The organism is Nocardia sp. NPDC050630, assembly GCF_044457245.1.
GTDB lineage: Bacteria > Actinomycetota > Actinomycetes > Mycobacteriales > Mycobacteriaceae > Nocardia.
The window spans coordinates 164,449-179,829 of sequence record NZ_JBITGN010000006.1; the positions used below are offsets into that span (position 1 = coordinate 164,449).

The 15,381-nt window shown below is 64.4% G+C and carries 16 protein-coding genes; 8 read left to right on the forward strand and 8 right to left on the reverse strand.

Annotated elements, in window-relative coordinates:
- Positions 1-46: 46 nt before the first annotated feature.
- Entirely contained in the window at positions 47-1,876 is a 1,830-nt protein-coding gene (locus tag ACIBG0_RS17850) for an acyl-CoA dehydrogenase (RefSeq protein ID WP_397033681.1), read from the forward strand.
- A 1-nt stretch (position 1,877) separates the two neighbouring features.
- Here the strand turns inward: ACIBG0_RS17850 and ACIBG0_RS17855 are convergent, their stop codons facing one another.
- Positions 1,878-2,762, reverse strand: a complete 885-nt coding sequence (locus ACIBG0_RS17855; RefSeq protein WP_397033683.1) for a nuclease-related domain-containing protein — start codon at positions 2,760-2,762, stop codon at positions 1,878-1,880.
- 219 nt (positions 2,763-2,981) lie between these two features.
- On the opposite strand from ACIBG0_RS17855, the gene ACIBG0_RS17860 reads away from it, so the two are divergent.
- Complete coding sequence (locus ACIBG0_RS17860; protein WP_397034077.1) at positions 2,982-3,515, forward strand: carboxymuconolactone decarboxylase family protein; 534 nt, start codon at positions 2,982-2,984, stop codon at positions 3,513-3,515.
- A gap of 274 nt (positions 3,516-3,789) precedes the next feature.
- Positions 3,790-3,921 (forward strand): hypothetical protein, encoded by a 132-nt coding sequence (locus ACIBG0_RS17865; RefSeq protein ID WP_397033685.1) that lies wholly within the window; start codon positions 3,790-3,792, stop codon positions 3,919-3,921.
- 9 nt (positions 3,922-3,930) lie between these two features.
- On the opposite strand, the gene ACIBG0_RS17870 is transcribed toward ACIBG0_RS17865, so the two are convergent.
- Entirely contained in the window at positions 3,931-4,698 is a 768-nt protein-coding gene (locus ACIBG0_RS17870) for a TetR/AcrR family transcriptional regulator (protein WP_397033687.1), read from the reverse strand.
- Between the two features lie 136 nt (positions 4,699-4,834).
- Between ACIBG0_RS17870 and ACIBG0_RS17875 the strand changes: the two genes are divergently transcribed.
- The gene (locus ACIBG0_RS17875; RefSeq protein WP_397033688.1) at positions 4,835-5,212 is read left to right on the forward strand and encodes a VOC family protein; all 378 of its coding nucleotides are present in this window, start codon (positions 4,835-4,837) and stop codon (positions 5,210-5,212) included.
- A gap of 530 nt (positions 5,213-5,742) precedes the next feature.
- On the opposite strand, the gene ACIBG0_RS17880 is transcribed toward ACIBG0_RS17875, so the two are convergent.
- Entirely contained in the window at positions 5,743-6,594 is an 852-nt protein-coding gene (locus ACIBG0_RS17880; RefSeq protein ID WP_397033690.1) for an SDR family oxidoreductase, read from the reverse strand.
- 99 nt (positions 6,595-6,693) lie between these two features.
- Here ACIBG0_RS17880 and ACIBG0_RS17885 point away from each other — a divergent pair, with 99 nt between their 5' ends.
- On the forward strand, positions 6,694-7,092 hold the full coding sequence (locus ACIBG0_RS17885) for a winged helix-turn-helix transcriptional regulator (RefSeq protein ID WP_397033692.1): 399 nt from the start codon (positions 6,694-6,696) through the stop codon (positions 7,090-7,092).
- Positions 7,093-7,194: 102 nt separating this feature from the next.
- Positions 7,195-7,611: a PPOX class F420-dependent oxidoreductase gene (locus ACIBG0_RS17890; protein WP_397033693.1), complete on the forward strand. Its 417-nt coding sequence runs from the start codon at positions 7,195-7,197 to the stop codon at positions 7,609-7,611.
- 5 nt (positions 7,612-7,616) lie between these two features.
- Here the strand turns inward: ACIBG0_RS17890 and ACIBG0_RS17895 are convergent, their stop codons facing one another.
- Positions 7,617-8,321, reverse strand: a complete 705-nt coding sequence (locus tag ACIBG0_RS17895; RefSeq protein ID WP_397033695.1) for a polysaccharide deacetylase family protein — start codon at positions 8,319-8,321, stop codon at positions 7,617-7,619.
- Between the two features lie 66 nt (positions 8,322-8,387).
- Positions 8,388-9,788 (reverse strand): dihydrolipoyl dehydrogenase, encoded by a 1,401-nt coding sequence (lpdA, locus tag ACIBG0_RS17900; protein ID WP_397033697.1) that lies wholly within the window; start codon positions 9,786-9,788, stop codon positions 8,388-8,390.
- A gap of 257 nt (positions 9,789-10,045) precedes the next feature.
- Between lpdA and ACIBG0_RS17905 the strand changes: the two genes are divergently transcribed.
- On the forward strand, positions 10,046-10,444 hold the full coding sequence (locus ACIBG0_RS17905) for an MmcQ/YjbR family DNA-binding protein (RefSeq protein ID WP_397034079.1): 399 nt from the start codon (positions 10,046-10,048) through the stop codon (positions 10,442-10,444).
- A 9-nt stretch (positions 10,445-10,453) separates the two neighbouring features.
- Here the strand turns inward: ACIBG0_RS17905 and ACIBG0_RS17910 are convergent, their stop codons facing one another.
- The gene (locus tag ACIBG0_RS17910) at positions 10,454-11,428 is read right to left on the reverse strand and encodes a dipeptidase (protein ID WP_397033699.1); all 975 of its coding nucleotides are present in this window, start codon (positions 11,426-11,428) and stop codon (positions 10,454-10,456) included.
- Positions 11,429-11,590: 162 nt separating this feature from the next.
- Here ACIBG0_RS17910 and ACIBG0_RS17915 point away from each other — a divergent pair, with 162 nt between their 5' ends.
- Positions 11,591-13,642 carry a prolyl oligopeptidase family protein gene (locus tag ACIBG0_RS17915; protein WP_397033700.1) on the forward strand — a complete coding sequence of 684 codons (2,052 nt, stop codon included), beginning with the start codon at positions 11,591-11,593 and terminating at the stop codon, positions 13,640-13,642.
- Between the two features lie 357 nt (positions 13,643-13,999).
- On the opposite strand, the gene ACIBG0_RS17920 is transcribed toward ACIBG0_RS17915, so the two are convergent.
- Positions 14,000-14,428, reverse strand: coding sequence for a nitroreductase family deazaflavin-dependent oxidoreductase (locus ACIBG0_RS17920; protein ID WP_397033702.1), 429 nt, complete (start codon positions 14,426-14,428; stop codon positions 14,000-14,002).
- 65 nt (positions 14,429-14,493) lie between these two features.
- Entirely contained in the window at positions 14,494-15,354 is an 861-nt protein-coding gene (locus tag ACIBG0_RS17925) for an alpha/beta fold hydrolase (protein WP_397033703.1), read from the reverse strand.
- Positions 15,355-15,381: the final 27 nt, after the last annotated feature.

The window sequence follows — 15,381 nt, forward strand, 5'->3', positions numbered from 1 at the left end:
ATTCCGTGGCTGCCCGGTCGCGGAGGCGTGAGTCCGAGGAGGACCGGTGGGTCACTACAAGGCGAACGTTCGGGATATCGAGTTCAACCTGTTCGAGGTGTTGGGACTGGACAAACTCCTTGATACGGGTGCCTATGGCGATCTCGATTCGGAAACCGTGCGCGAGATCCTGGCCGAGGTGAAGCGGCTGGCCGAGGGGCCGGTGGCGGAATCCTTCACAGCGGCCGACCGCGACCCAGTGGTCTACGATCCGGCCACCTTCTCGATTTCGGTGCCCGAACCGCTACGCAAGACCGTCCAGGCCGTGCACGAGGCCGACTGGAGTCGGCTCGGCATGCCGGAGGGGATGGGCGGCACGCCCGCTCCCGCCGCGGTGGTCTGGTCGATCAATGAGATGCTCACCTGCGCCAATCCGGCGGCGAGCTTCTTCAATATGGGCCCGGTGATGTCCTCGGTGCTGTTCAACGTCGGCACCGAACAGCAGAAGCAATGGGCAACGAAGGGTTACGACCGGGGCTGGGCGGGCACCATGGTGCTGACCGAACCCGACGCCGGTTCCGATGTCGGCGCGGGCCGCACCAAGGCGCTCGAGCAGGAGGACGGCTCCTGGCATATCGAGGGCGTCAAGCGCTTCATCTCCGGCGGTGATGTCGGTGAGACCGCCGAGAACGTCTTCCACCTGGTACTGGCTCGTCCGGAAGGCGCCGGTCCCGGCACCAAGGGCCTGTCGCTGTTCTATGTGCCGAAATTCCTGTTCGATCACGAGACGCTGGAGCTGGGCGACCGCAATGGCGTCTACGTGACCGGTGTCGAGCACAAGATGGGTCTGAAGTCCTCGCCCACCTGTGAGCTGACCTTCGGCGCGACCGATGTTCCCGCCAAGGGCTGGCTGGTCGGCGAGGTGCACAACGGCATCGCCCAGATGTTCCAGGTGATCGAGAACGCCCGCATGGTGGTCGGCATCAAATCCGCCGGAACCCTGTCCACCGGATACCTCAACGCGCTCGACTACGCCAAACAGCGCGTGCAGGGTGCGGACCTGACCCAGATGACGGATAAGGCCGCCCCGCGCGTCGCCATTACCCACCACCCGGATGTGCGACGTTCGCTGGCGATGCAGAAGGCCTACGCCGAAGGTCTGCGCGCGGTATACCTTTACACCGCAGCCCATCAGAATGCCGATGTGGCACAACTGGTTTCGGGCGCGGACGCCGAATTGGCGCACCGGGTAGACGATCTGCTGCTGCCGATCGTCAAGGGTGTCGGTTCCGAGCGGGCCTACCAGTACCTGACCGAATCGCTGCAGACACTCGGTGGTTCGGGCTATCTGCAGGATTACCCGATCGAGCAGTACATCCGTGACGCGAAGATCGACTCGCTCTATGAGGGCACGACCGCGATCCAGGCGCAGGACTTCTTCTTCCGCAAGATCGTTCGGGATAAGGGTGTGGCGCTCGCGCATGTCAACGGGCAGATCGCCGCCTTCCTGGAGGCGAAGACCGGCCGCTTCGAGACCGAGCGGGCGCTGCTGGCCACCGCGGTCGAGGATGTGCAGGCGATGACCGCCACGCTGACCAGCTATCTGATGGGCTCGCAACAGGATCCGAAGCAGTTGTACAAGGTCGGACTCGGTTCGGTGCGCTTCCTGCTCGCGGTCGGCGATCTGCTCATCGGCTGGCGACTGCTGGCGCAGGCCGAGATCGCGGCCGCCGCACTTGCCGCGGAAGCACCGGCGAAGGATCGGGCGTTCTATTCCGGAAAGGTCGCTGTGGCAAGCTTTTTCGCGAAGAACGCATTGCCGGAATTGACCGCGGTCAAGAACATCATCGCCGCGATCGACAACGACATCATGGAGCTGGACGAAGCCGCGTTCTGAATCAGCAGTTGGTCTGCAGGGGCCAGCACTCGGTCGGACGGTACGGCGGCGGCGAGGGCGTCACGCTCGTTGTCGAGGTATCCGGTTCGCGGGCCGGATCGGCCGAATCGTTGGCGAGCGAACTCGCGATCACGATGAGGACCACGACCATTCCGATCAGGGCAACCGCGAAGACCGTCCACCCCGCCGCCGTCTGGCGCCTGCTCGGCGGCAGCGGCGCGGGGATGACGTGCTGGCGCAGCTCCCGCGCCGATGGCGACGGCGCTTTCGGCTGCACCTCGTCGAAGCCATCGGCGAGTAGCTCGGCGCGCGAAGGCTTTTCGGTGACGCCGAGTGCGTCGCAGGCGGCGACGATCCGATCCGCGGTCCAGCTGCGCGGTCCGGCGGAAAAGCCCTCGAGGTAGATGCGGAGTTCAGTCGCGTCACGGGCATTCGAGACGAGGATGTCCATACCCGGACGCAGGTTGGTCCGCGCGGGCCGCACCGCGACCCCGCGGAACGGCACGAGTACGACGGCGCCGCAGATGTGGCCCGGATCGATCAGCGCCCGCTCCAGCCGGGTCTTCACCGCATGCACGCTGTGTTCCAGCTGATCGACCGGATTGCCGGAGATCTCCTCGTCCAGGTCGGTAGGCTCCGCGCTGATCGTCCATCGACCGTCGCCCGCGATATTCAGAATCCCGCTCTGGCGGCGTCGGAAGCCCTTGATATCGGCCACGGTAATGCCGCGCGGGGTCAGGATGACCGCGTCGACCCGACGGGATCCATGGTCGCCGATCTCCATGCCGACCAATGCGACAGCGGTCGTCGGATACAACCGCAGGCATTCCACGAACTCCTGTTCGGCTCCGGACAGATTCGCTCCGGTCTTGATCTTCACCAGCATCGCGTATTCCCTACCCTCATCCGGTTCACCCCGGCGCCCCACATCCACCGCGCCGGTACTGATGATGACCCGCCGTCGCGACGAAGACCACCGGAAAGCCCAACTCGGTGCCGCCGACCCGCCGATCGCGGACCTACCCACTAGTACGCTCGGATTCGGTCCGGGAAGACCAATCCCGCCACCGGCAGTGAACAAGGAGGCATAGGCATGGTTTCGGCGTTGCAACCACGCATTTCACCCGGTCGGCTCCGGGAGCTCGGACCGGTCAATTGGGTTGTCTGGCAGATACTTTCGCGTGCGGCTGGGACGGACGACGCGCACCTGTTCAGCACACTTGGCCGCACCAGGGGACTATTCCGGGGCTGGCTGCATTTCTCCGGACGGTTGATGCCCGGTGGCCGACTGCCCAGACACGAATCGGAGCTGGTGATCCTGCGCGTCGCCCAACTGCGTGACTGCGCCTACGAGATGGACCATCACATTCGCCTCGGCAGGCGGGCGGGCGTCACGCCGGAGATTCTGGAGCGGGTTCGCACCGGCCCCGCCGCCGACGGATGGTCGGGCAAGCATCGAGCGCTGCTTACCGCGGTCGACGAACTCGTCGAGACCCGCGATATCGACGACACCACCTGGACCGCACTTGCCGGACATTACGACGAGCGCACTCTGATCGAAATCGTGCTGCTCATCAATCAGTACGAGGGACTGGCCGCGACCATAACCGCGCTGCGGATCCAGCGCGACGGAATCTGACCGACCGCGGCGTCGGGCGCACAGTTCTCCCCTGGCCACTGCCGTCAGCTCTCGATTTAGCAATTCCAGAGCGATCGCCATCGATAGCCCCTAAACTGAAACGCGACACGCACAGAATGACGGCTCTCGTGACGGTCATCATTCTGCAACCTCAGCTTTCGAGACACTGACCGATGTGTGTCGCATGCCATAGTGTGGCGGCACCAGGATCGGAAACCCCTCCATCAAGCTAGCTGGCAATTAGCTGTCGGCTCGACAGGAGAAAGGGGCCGTCATGACCGTCAGCCTCGTGTTGATCGTGGCGGGATTCATCCTTCTATCCATCGTGATCACCAGCTTCATGCTTCCCGGCAGTCCGGACGCCGCACGGCATCCGAAATCGCACAATGAGACCGGCGATCAGTAGCCTTGCGACTCAGCGGTTTTCGATGATCTGGGCCAGTCCGTCCAGGACTCGCGCCAGGCCGAATTCGTAGGCGTGGTCGGCGCTGTAGGCGGAGTCGTGCGCCTGCCCCGCGACCGCGCCGATGCGGGCGGCGAGCGGGTAGCGCTCGGCATCGAAGAATTGGGCCAGTAGCGGGGCCGCACGCTCCCACCATTGCCGGTCGGACATGGCGCTATCGGCGGCGGCACGTTCGGTGTCGATGGCGATGCGCGCCACCGAGGTGACGAAGCCGAGGACATAGGTGACGGCGGCGTCCATCTCGAGATCATCGAGGCCGAGGCCGTCGAAGGCACGCAGTTCGTGTTCATATTTGGCGGCGATACCCGGACCGAGCGGCGGCCGCGTGGTCGGCAGGTAGGCGACCCACGGGTGGCGGACCAGCATGGCGCGATTCTCGGCGGCGATCTTCACCACGCGATCGCGCCAGGGCAGTTCGGTCAGATCGGCACGCGGCATCTGCTGGTAGACCGCATCGAGCATAAGGTCGACGAGTTCCGCCTTGCCGGGTACGTAGGTGTAAGTGGCCATGGGTGTCAGCCCCAGTTCGGTGGCGACGGCTCGCATGGTGAGCGCGCCGATCCCCTTCGCATCCGCGATTTCGATGGCCACCGCGACCACGGCATCCACACTGCTGCGCTGCTTCGGTCCACGGACCGACGCCATAGGCACTCGCCACAGCAGTTCCAAGGTGCGCACGGGATCGCCCGCGCTGCTGCGGTCCCGCGACTGCTCGGCCATGCCGCCTCCTCGTTTCCGTATGCGAAAGCCGATCGTATCGGCGTGATCCACGCGACAGTGTGCCCGGTCGGATTTCTCTATACAAAGTACAGAGTACTTTGTATAGTGTTTGAATCCGGCTCCAGAGGAGGACCTTGTGCACATCACCGCTTCCGCCATCTCGCTCAATGTCGCCGACCCGCAGGCCTCGGCGAAGTTCGCCATCGACCACCTCGGCTTCACCGAGCAGATGTCGGCCGACGGTTTCGTCTCGGTCGCCCGCCCCGATGCCGGTTTCACCCTGTGCTACCTGCGCACCGGTCTCGACAGCTTCAAGCCGAAAGATAAGGCCGGGAGCGCGGGCGAGGGCCTACTCGTCGCATTCGTCGTGGACGATATCGATGCCGAGTACGAACGGCTCCAGCGCGAGGGCGTACCGATCGTCACCCCGATCGAAACCGAGCCCTGGGGTGAGCGCTACTTCCAGACGGCCGATCCGAACGGCATCATCCTGCAACTGGTGCAGTGGGTCTGATGCGGATCGAGGTCGCAGGTCCGTAAGCACGGCATGCGACCTCGGGCGCCGCGCCCTACGCATCGCACGCCGTGGCAACTTTCGTGGCCGCGGCGTGCAAGCGTGGGCTTCCCTTAGATGTGTCACTCGGCGGCGGCGTGCGGTCTCGGCACGTCGGCTGGTGCCGCGTCCAGATAGCTTCTGAGGTCACTGAGATCCGTCGAGCGTAGTCATATGGCGGTGCCGGTGGGGCGTGTCGTGCCGCGTTTCGACTGTGCTCGCCGAGTGAACCGGAACTGATAGCGCGGCAACCTATCCGGAGGTGGCACTAGCCAGTTCTTCGACGTACGACGGAGTCGCACGCCGTATCGCTATGTTGCGGCCGCGGCGCGCAAGCCCGTAGACCTATCTACCTATCCATTCGTCACGCTGGGACGGCGTGAGACCTCGACGCCTCAGCTACCGGCTCTTGAAACACACAACAGATTGCGCGCCGGGGCGCTACGTGGCGACGACGGCGCGCAAGCCCGTTGAACTCGCCCTCGAATGCGTCAGGCGAGGGCAGCGCGGAAGACCTCTACCGCAGGAGTGGACGGACGGCCGAGCAGTTTTTGAAGGTCGCCGGAGTCCACGTCCAGGATGCCGTCGCCGACTCCGGCGTCCGCCTCAGCGAGTACGGCAGCGTAGTCGCTGGGCAGACCGGCCTGCTCGAGCGCCGCGCTGTAGTCCTGCTCGGACAGATTCTCGTAACGCACCGGCTTGCCGGATGCCTGCGAAATCACCTGGGCGAGTTCGGCATAGGTGAGGCGCTCATCGCCGCCGAGTTCGTAGATCCGACCAGCATGGCCGTCGGTGGTCAGCACCTTGGCGGCCGCCTCGGCGTAGTCGGCACGCGCGGCACCGGCGACCCGGCCGGTGCCCGCGGCGCCGTGCAGCACGCCGGACTCGACCGTGTGCCCGAGCGCACCGAAGTAGTTCTCCCAGTACCAACCATTGCGCAGGAGTGTGTGCGGGACAGTCGATTTCGCGAGCGCCTCCTCGGTACCGCGGTGCTCCTGGGCCAGGATGAGCGGGTTCTCGGTGGCGCGCGGAATGCTGGTGTAGGCGAGCAGTTTCACACCTGCGCGCTCTGCGGCCCGAATTACGTTGGTGTGTTGAGCGACTCGCGCACCGAATTCGTTACCGGAGACCAGCAGCACCCGGTCGACACCGGCCAAGGCGCGGTCGAGCGCTTCCGCGTCGTCATAAGAGGCCTGTCGGACCTCGACGCCCCGCTCGGCCAGATCGGCGACCTTCTGCGGATCACGCACGATCGCGACCACCGAGGTGGTCCCATCGCGCAACAGCGCCTCGATAACGAGACGGCCCAACTGCCCAGTTGCTCCAGTTACGGCGACGGTCATGACTTACCTCCACGGTTCATACGTTTCATCAAGCACTAACTATTAGTAAGTACTATGCATTCCCTACACACTTTGGTCAAGTTGGGTACTATCGATCCCATGACCAGTCAGCGCACCCCGTTGGTGGATACCGACGATCCGACGCTGGAAGCCGACGTATTCGCCCGAAACTGCACGTCTCGTCCGGTGCTGCAGAATGTTGTCAGCCGCTGGGGCACCCTCGCCCTGGTCGCGCTGCGCGAGGGGCCGTACCGGTTCAGCGCCCTGCGCCGCCGCGTCGACGGTGTCAGCGAGCGCATGCTCTCGCAAACCCTGCAGGCCCTCGAACGCGACGGCATGGTCCACCGTGAGGTGCAGGAAACCATCCCCCCGCGAGTCGAATACACCCTCACCGACCTCGGCGCCCAAGTCGCCGAACGCCTCGAAGACCTCATCCAGATCATCGAGATCAACATGCCCCGAGTCCACGAGGCCCAAGCCACCTACCACCGCGACTGACGCGAAGATCATCGTGCACTGGCCTCTCGGCCTACGCCGCAACCACGTAGTGCTCAACGGGCCAGCGGGAAGGTCGGAAGGTTGCGAGGGGTTGGTGTGGGTATGGAAATTTCCTCGGCTGTCGATTTCGCGCGGACCACCAAGCAGTCCGTACTCACCACGATTCGGCGCAATAGTCGCCCACAGCTGTCCAATGTGCTGCATGTCGTCGGTGACGACGGGATCATCCGCATCTCCATCACCGCCGACCGGGCCAAGTACCACAACCTGGTGCGCGATCCATGGGCCGCAATCCACGTCACCCGCGACGACTTCTTCGCCTACGCCGTCATCGAGGGCACCGTCGACCTGACGCCAGTGGCCGCCGACCCGCACGATCAGACCGTCGACGAACTGGTCGCCTACTACCGAGCGGCCTCAGGCGAGCACCCCGACTGGGACGAATACCGCAAGGCCATGGTCACCGACCGCCGTGCCCTCGTCCGTCTGACACCCACCAACGCCTACGGCAGGCTCTGACGAGCTCAGCGCTTCAGCAACTCCGACACGGTGACGAATTGATAACCAGCGGAACGCAATTCGCTGACGATGCGTGGAATGGCGGCCAGGGATTCGTTCCACTCGCCCATGACGTGCAGTAAGACAATGGAGCCCGGCCGGACCTTGGCCACGGTTTCGGTGACGATGGCGTCGGCGCTCATATGTTTGCCCGAATCGGGTTCGACATCCCAGGTGATCGTCGTGCGGTCGTGGTCGGACAGGTACTTCGGCAGGGCCCAGAGCTTCTTGCCGTAGGGCGGGCGAAAGGTGACCGGGCCCTGGTAACCGGTTTTGGTGATTTCCGCGTCGGTTCGTTCGACCTCGTCGCGGACGGTATCGCTGGAGACGAGCACCATGCGGCGATGGCTGTAGGTGTGATTGCCGATTTCGTGACCGGCCTGCGCGACCGCCCTGCCGTATTCGGGATGCGCGGCCAGGTCACGGCCCATGAGATAGAAGGTGGCCGGAATCCCAGCTTCGGCAAGAACTTTCAGCACTTCGGGCGCTTTGTCGGTCGGCCCGTCATCCAGGGTCAACGCGACCACCTTGTCGGTCGTATCGACCCGGTTCACCAACCGCCCCGCCAGTTGGAAGGTGCGTGAGTTCATCAGGTAATAGCCGCCGACCGCCAGCGCCAACACCACCACGAGTACCAGCGCACCACCGATCAACCACTTGCGTCGCATCATTGCGCTCCAATGAAAAACGGTGGCGCCCGGACCTTACGGCCCGAACACCACCGACTTCGACACGGATCAGAAGTTGATCATATGGCCCGCGAGGCCGTGGAACGCTTCCTGCAGGGCTTCGCTCAACGTCGGGTGGGTGTGGACGTTGCGGGTCAGCTCATTGACGGTCAGGTCCCACTTCTGGGCCAGGGTCAGCTCCGGCAGCAGCTCGGAAACGTCCGGACCGATGAGGTGGCCACCGAGCAGTTCGCCGTACTTGGCGTCGGCGACCAGCTTGACGAAACCGGTCGGATCGCCGAGGCCGTGCGCCTTGCCATTGGCGGTGAACGGGAAGGTGGCGACCTTCACGTCGTAGCCCTCGTCGCGGGCCTGCTGCTCGGTGAGGCCGAAGCTGGCGACCTGCGGCTGGCAGAAGGTGGCGCGCGGCATCATCCGGTAGTCGCCGAGGGTGACCGTCGGCGCTCCGGCGATGGTCTCCGCGGCTACGACGCCCTGGGCCTCCGCGACATGGGCGAGCTGCAGCTTCGCGGTCACGTCACCGATGGCGTAGATGTGCGGCACATTGGTGCGCATGTTGTCGTCGATGACGATGGCGCCGCGTTCGAGCGCGACACCGGTGTTCTCCAGGCCGTAGCCCTCCACCCGCGGCGCGAAACCGACGGCCTGCAACACCTTGTCGACGGTGACCGTCTCCAGGTTGCCGGTCTTGTTGTCCTTGATCGACACGGTGACCTTCGAACCGTCGTCGTCGATCGACTGCACGGCCGCACCGGTGGTGATGGTGATGCCGAGCTTCTTGTACTGCTTGGTGATCTCCTTGGAGACGTCGGCGTCCTCGTTCGGTAGCGCGCGGTCCAGGAACTCCACGATGCGCACGTCGACGCCGTAGTTCTTCAGGACGTAGCCGAACTCCATGCCGATCGCGCCGGCGCCGACGATCAGGATCGAGCCGGGCAGTTCGCGGGTGAGGATCTGCTCCTCGTAGGTCACCACATTCGCGCTGAGCGAGGTGCCCGGCAGCAGCTTGGTGACGGTGCCCGCGGCGATGATGACATTGCTGAAGGTGATCGTCTCGGTGCCGCCGCTGGACAGGGCAACCGAGAGGGTGTTCGCGTCGGTAAAGGTGCCCTTACCGTCGAACTCGTCGATCTTGTTCTTCTTCATCAGGAAGTGGACGCCCTTGACCCGGCCGTCGGCGACCTTGCGGCTGCGGTCGAACGCGACACCGAAGTCGAAGCTCACCTCGCCGGAGATGCCGAACGTCTTGGCTTCCTTGGTGAAGATATGCGCGAGTTCCGCGTTGCGCAGCAGCGCCTTGGAAGGGATGCAGCCCACGTTGAGGCAGACACCACCCCAATACTTCTGCTCGACGATCGCGGTACGGAGGCCAAGTTGTGCCGCGCGGATGGCGGCGACATAACCGCCAGGACCGGCACCGAGAACGACAACGTCGTAATGGGAAGTCACGACGTCGAGCCTAACTCTGTCGGGCGAACTTCACCCACCGTCCCCCCGCAACTATGAGATGCGCGCCACAGGGTGCCGCGACTTTCGTACGACCAGGCAGCTGCGTGGGGCTGCGATACCTCGGCCGGCGGCTGCGGCACCCGGCATCGGTGAACTAAACTCCTCGGGCCAGCCAGCAGCACTGATAGCCATCAGCTCTTGAATCGAATATGCACCCATCGGTGCGCGCACCAGATCGAATCGTCGGTTCGGTGAACATTATTTACACGACGGCGGCCGTAGCCGATTCGGCTCGGCTGACGATAATCGGTCCGGTGGTGACCTCCGATGACGTACGTAGGATCGCGCTGAGCCTGCCGCGAACGACCGAGGCGCTGGTGCGGGATCGGGTGAAGTTCCGGGTGGGCCGCATCGTGTACCTGGCGCTGTCCACGGACGAGGCCCGCATGGGGTTCGCCTTTCCCAAGCAAGAGCGGGCGGCGCTGGTGGCGGCTGAGCCCGATAAGTTCCTGATGCCGCTGCCGCGCGACGAGCGATACAACTGGGTTCGGGTGCGTCTCGATGCCATCGACGAGACGGAGTTGACGGAACTGGTCATCGAGGCGTGGCGCATGGTCGTCCCCAAGCGCGTCGCCGCCGCGCACCTCGGTGACTGAGGCACCGCGCTAGTCACGCCAGACCTGCTGTGCGATCCGGGCGAAGTTGCCACCGAATACCGCCGCCCGGTCCCCGGCACTGAAACCACGATCGGCAAGCTCGGCATCCAGTCCGGGTAGTTCGTCGAGTCCGAGCAGATCCTCCGGCGGCACCCATTGCAGCGGTCCCCACTTCGTATACGCATCGGAAAACGCGCCGGGATCCTGGGTGAGCATGTCATTGAAATCCTCGGCATCGAAGGAGTAGTCCGACCCGATGCCGAGATGTTCGATTCCGACGAGTTCCGCACCGTATTCGATATGAGCGGCCATTGCCGCGACCCGCTCGGCTCGGCCATCGATCGCGTTCTGCCCCAGAAAGATGCCCACGCCATTGATACCGATAACCCCGCCGGTCCGCGCACAGGCCAGCGCCTGTTCATCGGTGATATTGCGCGGATGCGCCCACAGTGCGGCGAAATTGGAATGGCTGTAGATCATCGGAACTTCGGTGCATTCGGCCAAGTCGAGACCGGTGCGCCGGGAGCAGTGCGAACCGTCGACGAATATGCCGACGTCGTTCTGTTTGCGCACCAGGTCTCGGCCGTAGGCGGTGAGTCCGGTGTCTTCGGTATCCAGACAACCGCAACCGGCTGCATTGGCGTGGTTGTAGGTCGGCAGCATTGAACGAACGCCCAGTTCGTAAAAGATTTCGAGGTTGTCCGGGTCACCGCCCAGCGGCCCTGAGTCCTCCAGATCGAAGGCCAGCGAAATGGTATCGGCCGCACCGATATCGGCGAACCGCTCGATCAGCCGGAAACGGCCATCATCCAGCGCATCCCGGCGGAACTTGTGTAGCAGCGCCAGCGAATCCTCGGTCGACTGGCGCGAATATCCGACGTTCACCGATAAATACGACCCGAGCGGATAGCGGGCCAGGTCCGCGATCCGCGCGGAATGCAGTAATGGCAGGCAGCAGTGCTGCTCCCAGAGAAACTGTGGCAAACCGGCCACCTTCCGCCTCGGTTCGATATCGGAGCAGCGATCCTACTGAGCCGACCGGTACGGATGTCAGACCTTGACGCGATGTCGAGTAACAGCGCGCCCGAATTGCCCGATTCACCGAGTGATATCTCACCTTTGAAGCCTCTCGGCAACAATGTGGACATGACGGGCGTTGAGCAAACTGTGACCGATCCTTACCTGTGGCTCGAAGAAGTGACCGATGAGCGGGCCCTCGACTTCGCCCGCGCGCACAACCAGGTGGTTGTCGAGCGTTTCGCCAGCTCCGATCGGTTCACCGAGCTCGAGCGCCGCATCCTGGACATGCTCGACACCGATACCAAGATCGCCTACCCGAGTCGGCGCGGCCGCTGGCTCTACAACTTCTGGCGCGATGCCGAACATCCGCGCGGGCTGTGGCGGCGCACCACCTTCGCCGAATACGCCGAGGAAGCGCCGGACTGGGATGTGCTGATCGACCTGGACGCGCTCGGCACCGCGGAGGGCGAGAACTGGGTGTGGGGCGGTGCCGCGGTGCTGCGGCCGGAGCAGTCGCGTGCACTCATCAGCCTGTCCCGCGGCGGCGCGGATGCCAAGGTAGTGCGCGAATTCGATCTCGAGACAAGAGAATTCATCGATCCCGCCGACGGCGGTTACTTCCTGCCCGAGGCGAAATCCGAGATGCGCTGGATCGATATCGACTCGGTGTATGTCGGCACCGACTTCGGTCCCGGTTCGCTCACCGATTCCGGCTATCCGCGAATCGCCAAGCGCTGGCGGCGCGGCACGCCGCTCGCCGAGGCAGAAACGGTATTCGAGGGCGAGCCAGGCGATGTCGCGGTATCGGCCGGATACGACCGGACTCCCGGCTATGAACGGCATTTCGTCGGCCGCGCCACCGACTTCTTCAACGAAGAGGTGTACCTGCTCGAAAACGACGGCAGTCTGCGGCATCTCGATGTACCGACCGACGCGAGTGAATCCTGGTACAAGGATTGGTTCCTGGTGCGACTGAAGTCGCCGTGGGAGATCGGCGGCAAGACCTACCCCGCCGGCGCGCTGCTGGCCCTCGACTTCGAGAAGTTCCTTTCCGGTGCACGGCAATTCGAGGTGATCTTCACCCCCGACGAGCACACCTCGCTGCACGGCTACGGCTGGACCGAGAACCATCTGCTGCTGATCACCCTCGAGGACGTGCAGACCAAGCTCTATGTTCTTACGCCCGGCCCGGATGGCTGGCACAAGGAGCCGCTCGCCGATACCCCGCCGATGGCGACCACCAGTGTGATGAATCTGGACCCGCTCGAGGGCGGCGACGAATTCATGCTGACCACAAGCGGATTCACCACTCCGGCCACCCTGCTCGCCAGCGCGGTCGGCGGCCGGACCGAACAACTCAAGCAGGAACCCGGATTCTTCGATGCCGAGGGCATCGAGACCGAGCAGTTCTTCGCGCACTCCGACGACGGAACCATGGTGCCGTACTTCGTAATCCGCCACCGCGACCACAAGGGCACCCCCGGCCCCACGGTGATGTCCGGCTACGGCGGCTTCGAGGTATCCCGCACACCCGCCTACAGTGGTGCCTCCGGGATGGGCTGGCTGGAACACGGCGGAACCTGGGTGATGACCAATATCCGCGGCGGCGGTGAATACGGCCCGCAATGGCACACCTCGGTGCAGAAGGCCAACCGGCACAAGGTCTATGAGGACTTCTCCTCGATCGCCAAGGATCTGGTGGCCCGCGGCATCACCACACATGAACAGCTGGGCGCCGTCGGCGGCAGCAATGGCGGCCTGCTCATGGGTGTCATGCTGACCCGCTATCCGGAACTGTTCGGCGCCATCGTCTGCCAGGTCCCGTTGCTCGATATGCAGCGATATCACCTACTGCTGGCCGGTGCGTCCTGGGTGGCCGAATACGGCGATCCGGATAAGCCGGAAGAGTGGGAGTACATCAGCAAGTACTCGCCCTACCAGAACGTCCGCGCCGACGCGGCCTATCCCCCGATCCTGCTGACCACCTCCACCCGCGACGACCGAGTCCACCCTGGCCACGCCCGCAAGATGGCCGCGCTGCTCGAGGAGCAGGGGCACACGGTCTGGTACCACGAGAACATCGAAGGTGGCCACGGCGGCGCGGCCGACAACAAGCAGTCGGCATTCCAGGCCGGACTCATCTACGAGTTCTTCACGCAGATGTTGATGGAGCGGTAATCACGTACAACCGGGCCCGGCGCATCCTTTGCTGCCGCCGGAAGCCACCACAAAACCGACCGCTTCGAAATCGGCCCCACCACACTGCTCCGCGGATTCGACAAGCACCTCGGCCAAACTCCACCACACTGAGCGCCTTAGACCGGGCTGCATCCGATTCAGCATTGTCTCGGCAGCAGACGAACGTGTCGCATTCAACCTGTCCGACGCCAACGGCAAACCGGCTGGCGCTGCGGTGACCAGCGATCCACGGATCGTGGAGTACTGCCGAGGCGTGCAAGCGCGGCTGTGAGACCTGGCGACGCCGTACGCGGAGTATGTCACCACGTGACGGGTTCGATTCAGCACTAATGCCTATCAATTGTCGTTGGTGGGGGTCAGGATGACCACCGGAATCTGCCAGGACACCTTCGCCTGGAAGTCGGCGAGGAACGGTGCGTCCACCAACTTGCGTGCCCAAAGCTGTTGTCGTTCTTCACCTTCCGCAAAGGATGCGATCACGGGCCAAGATTCGGTACCGACCTCTACGACGGCTTCGGGATGCGCTGTCAGATTGTGGTACCACCCCGGACGATTCGGCCGCCCACCGTTCGCGGCGTAGACCACTACCCGGTCACCGTCGCGCTGATATGCCAGCGGCCAGGTGCGGGGTTCGCCCGTGCGGGCACCGGTGGTGGTCAGCAGGAGCAGCGGTATGTTCGCGAACTGTCCGCCGACCTTTCCCGCATTGGCGCGGAATTCCGCGATGACATCCAGATGTAGTTGCCGCCGTTGCTCATTCGACACGCACACCAGCCTATGACGGGTTGCGCGATTACGCCTCGTCGTAACGCAGACGCGAAGGTCGCCGTCTAGCGGTCCCGCAGCCACTTCTCGATTTGATCGACCGTGCTGCCGCACTGACGGATCCAACCGTTGTGCCCCAACGGTTCCGGTTGCAGCCAGGTGGTCACCTCGGCCTTCGGCATCTTCGCCAGCAGGTGCGCGGCCGAACTGCTCGGCGCGACATCGTCGCCGGCAATGGTGATCGACAGCACCGGCAGCTTCAGTCTGGCGATCCGCTCCTCGTAGTCGATATCGGCATCGACCGGCGCGAAGCGGCCGGTACGGGCCAGCCGCGCCCAGTCCGACATCAGCACCTTCGATTGGCGTCCGAAGCCGCCGAGGGAGATCCGGTCGCCGGGCCAGAAGCCGGTCAGATTGGCCGTCAGCGACATGGCCGCGGTGCCGACCAGCATGCCCGGGCCCGAAATGCCCCGGAACCCGCGGTGATACGGGGTGCCGGAGGCGATCAGAATCAGCCCGCCCAAGCGGCCGCGGATCCGCGACGCGTACAGCACCGCGAGTTGGCCGCCCATGCTGTGACCGAGCAGATACGGGGTGCTGTCCGGGAAGCGGTCGCGCACCACCGAGAAGATCGCCGGGAAGTCGACCGAGGCCAGTTCGTGGTAGCCGAAGGTACTCGCGGCGCTCGGACGCGGACGACTGTCACCTACGCCGCGCAGCTCACCGATCGCGACATCGAAGCCGCGCGCGGCCAGCCCCTGGGCGAACAGTTCGTAGTACCCGGCCGGAACACCGAGACCGGGCACCATCACCACCACCGGACGCGGCGCATCCGGGCGCACCGGATGCCGATGCGCACCGGTCGCCGCGAACAGCCGCACCGGCACGGTGGTGCCGTCCGGCATCTGGATCGGAACCGTCTCCATAGAGCGCACGCTAGCCGACGGCTGGCG

Excerpts from the sequence above, each read along its gene's own strand:
- ACIBG0_RS17865 (WP_397033685.1), top strand. The coding sequence starts at position 3,790 with ATGACCGTCAGCCTCGTGTTGATCGTGGCGGGATTCATCCTTCTATCC.
- ACIBG0_RS17885 (WP_397033692.1), top strand. The coding sequence starts at position 6,694 with ATGACCAGTCAGCGCACCCCGTTGGTGGATACCGACGATCCGACGCTG.
- ACIBG0_RS17880 (WP_397033690.1), bottom strand. The coding sequence starts at position 6,594 with ATGACCGTCGCCGTAACTGGAGCAACTGGGCAGTTGGGCCGTCTCGTT.
- ACIBG0_RS17870 (WP_397033687.1), bottom strand. The coding sequence starts at position 4,698 with ATGGCCGAGCAGTCGCGGGACCGCAGCAGCGCGGGCGATCCCGTGCGC.
- ACIBG0_RS17890 (WP_397033693.1), top strand. The coding sequence starts at position 7,195 with ATGGAAATTTCCTCGGCTGTCGATTTCGCGCGGACCACCAAGCAGTCC.
- ACIBG0_RS17915 (WP_397033700.1), top strand. The coding sequence starts at position 11,591 with ATGACGGGCGTTGAGCAAACTGTGACCGATCCTTACCTGTGGCTCGAA.
- ACIBG0_RS17895 (WP_397033695.1), bottom strand. The coding sequence starts at position 8,321 with ATGATGCGACGCAAGTGGTTGATCGGTGGTGCGCTGGTACTCGTGGTG.
- ACIBG0_RS17925 (WP_397033703.1), bottom strand. The coding sequence starts at position 15,354 with ATGGAGACGGTTCCGATCCAGATGCCGGACGGCACCACCGTGCCGGTG.
- ACIBG0_RS17855 (WP_397033683.1), bottom strand. The coding sequence starts at position 2,762 with ATGCTGGTGAAGATCAAGACCGGAGCGAATCTGTCCGGAGCCGAACAG.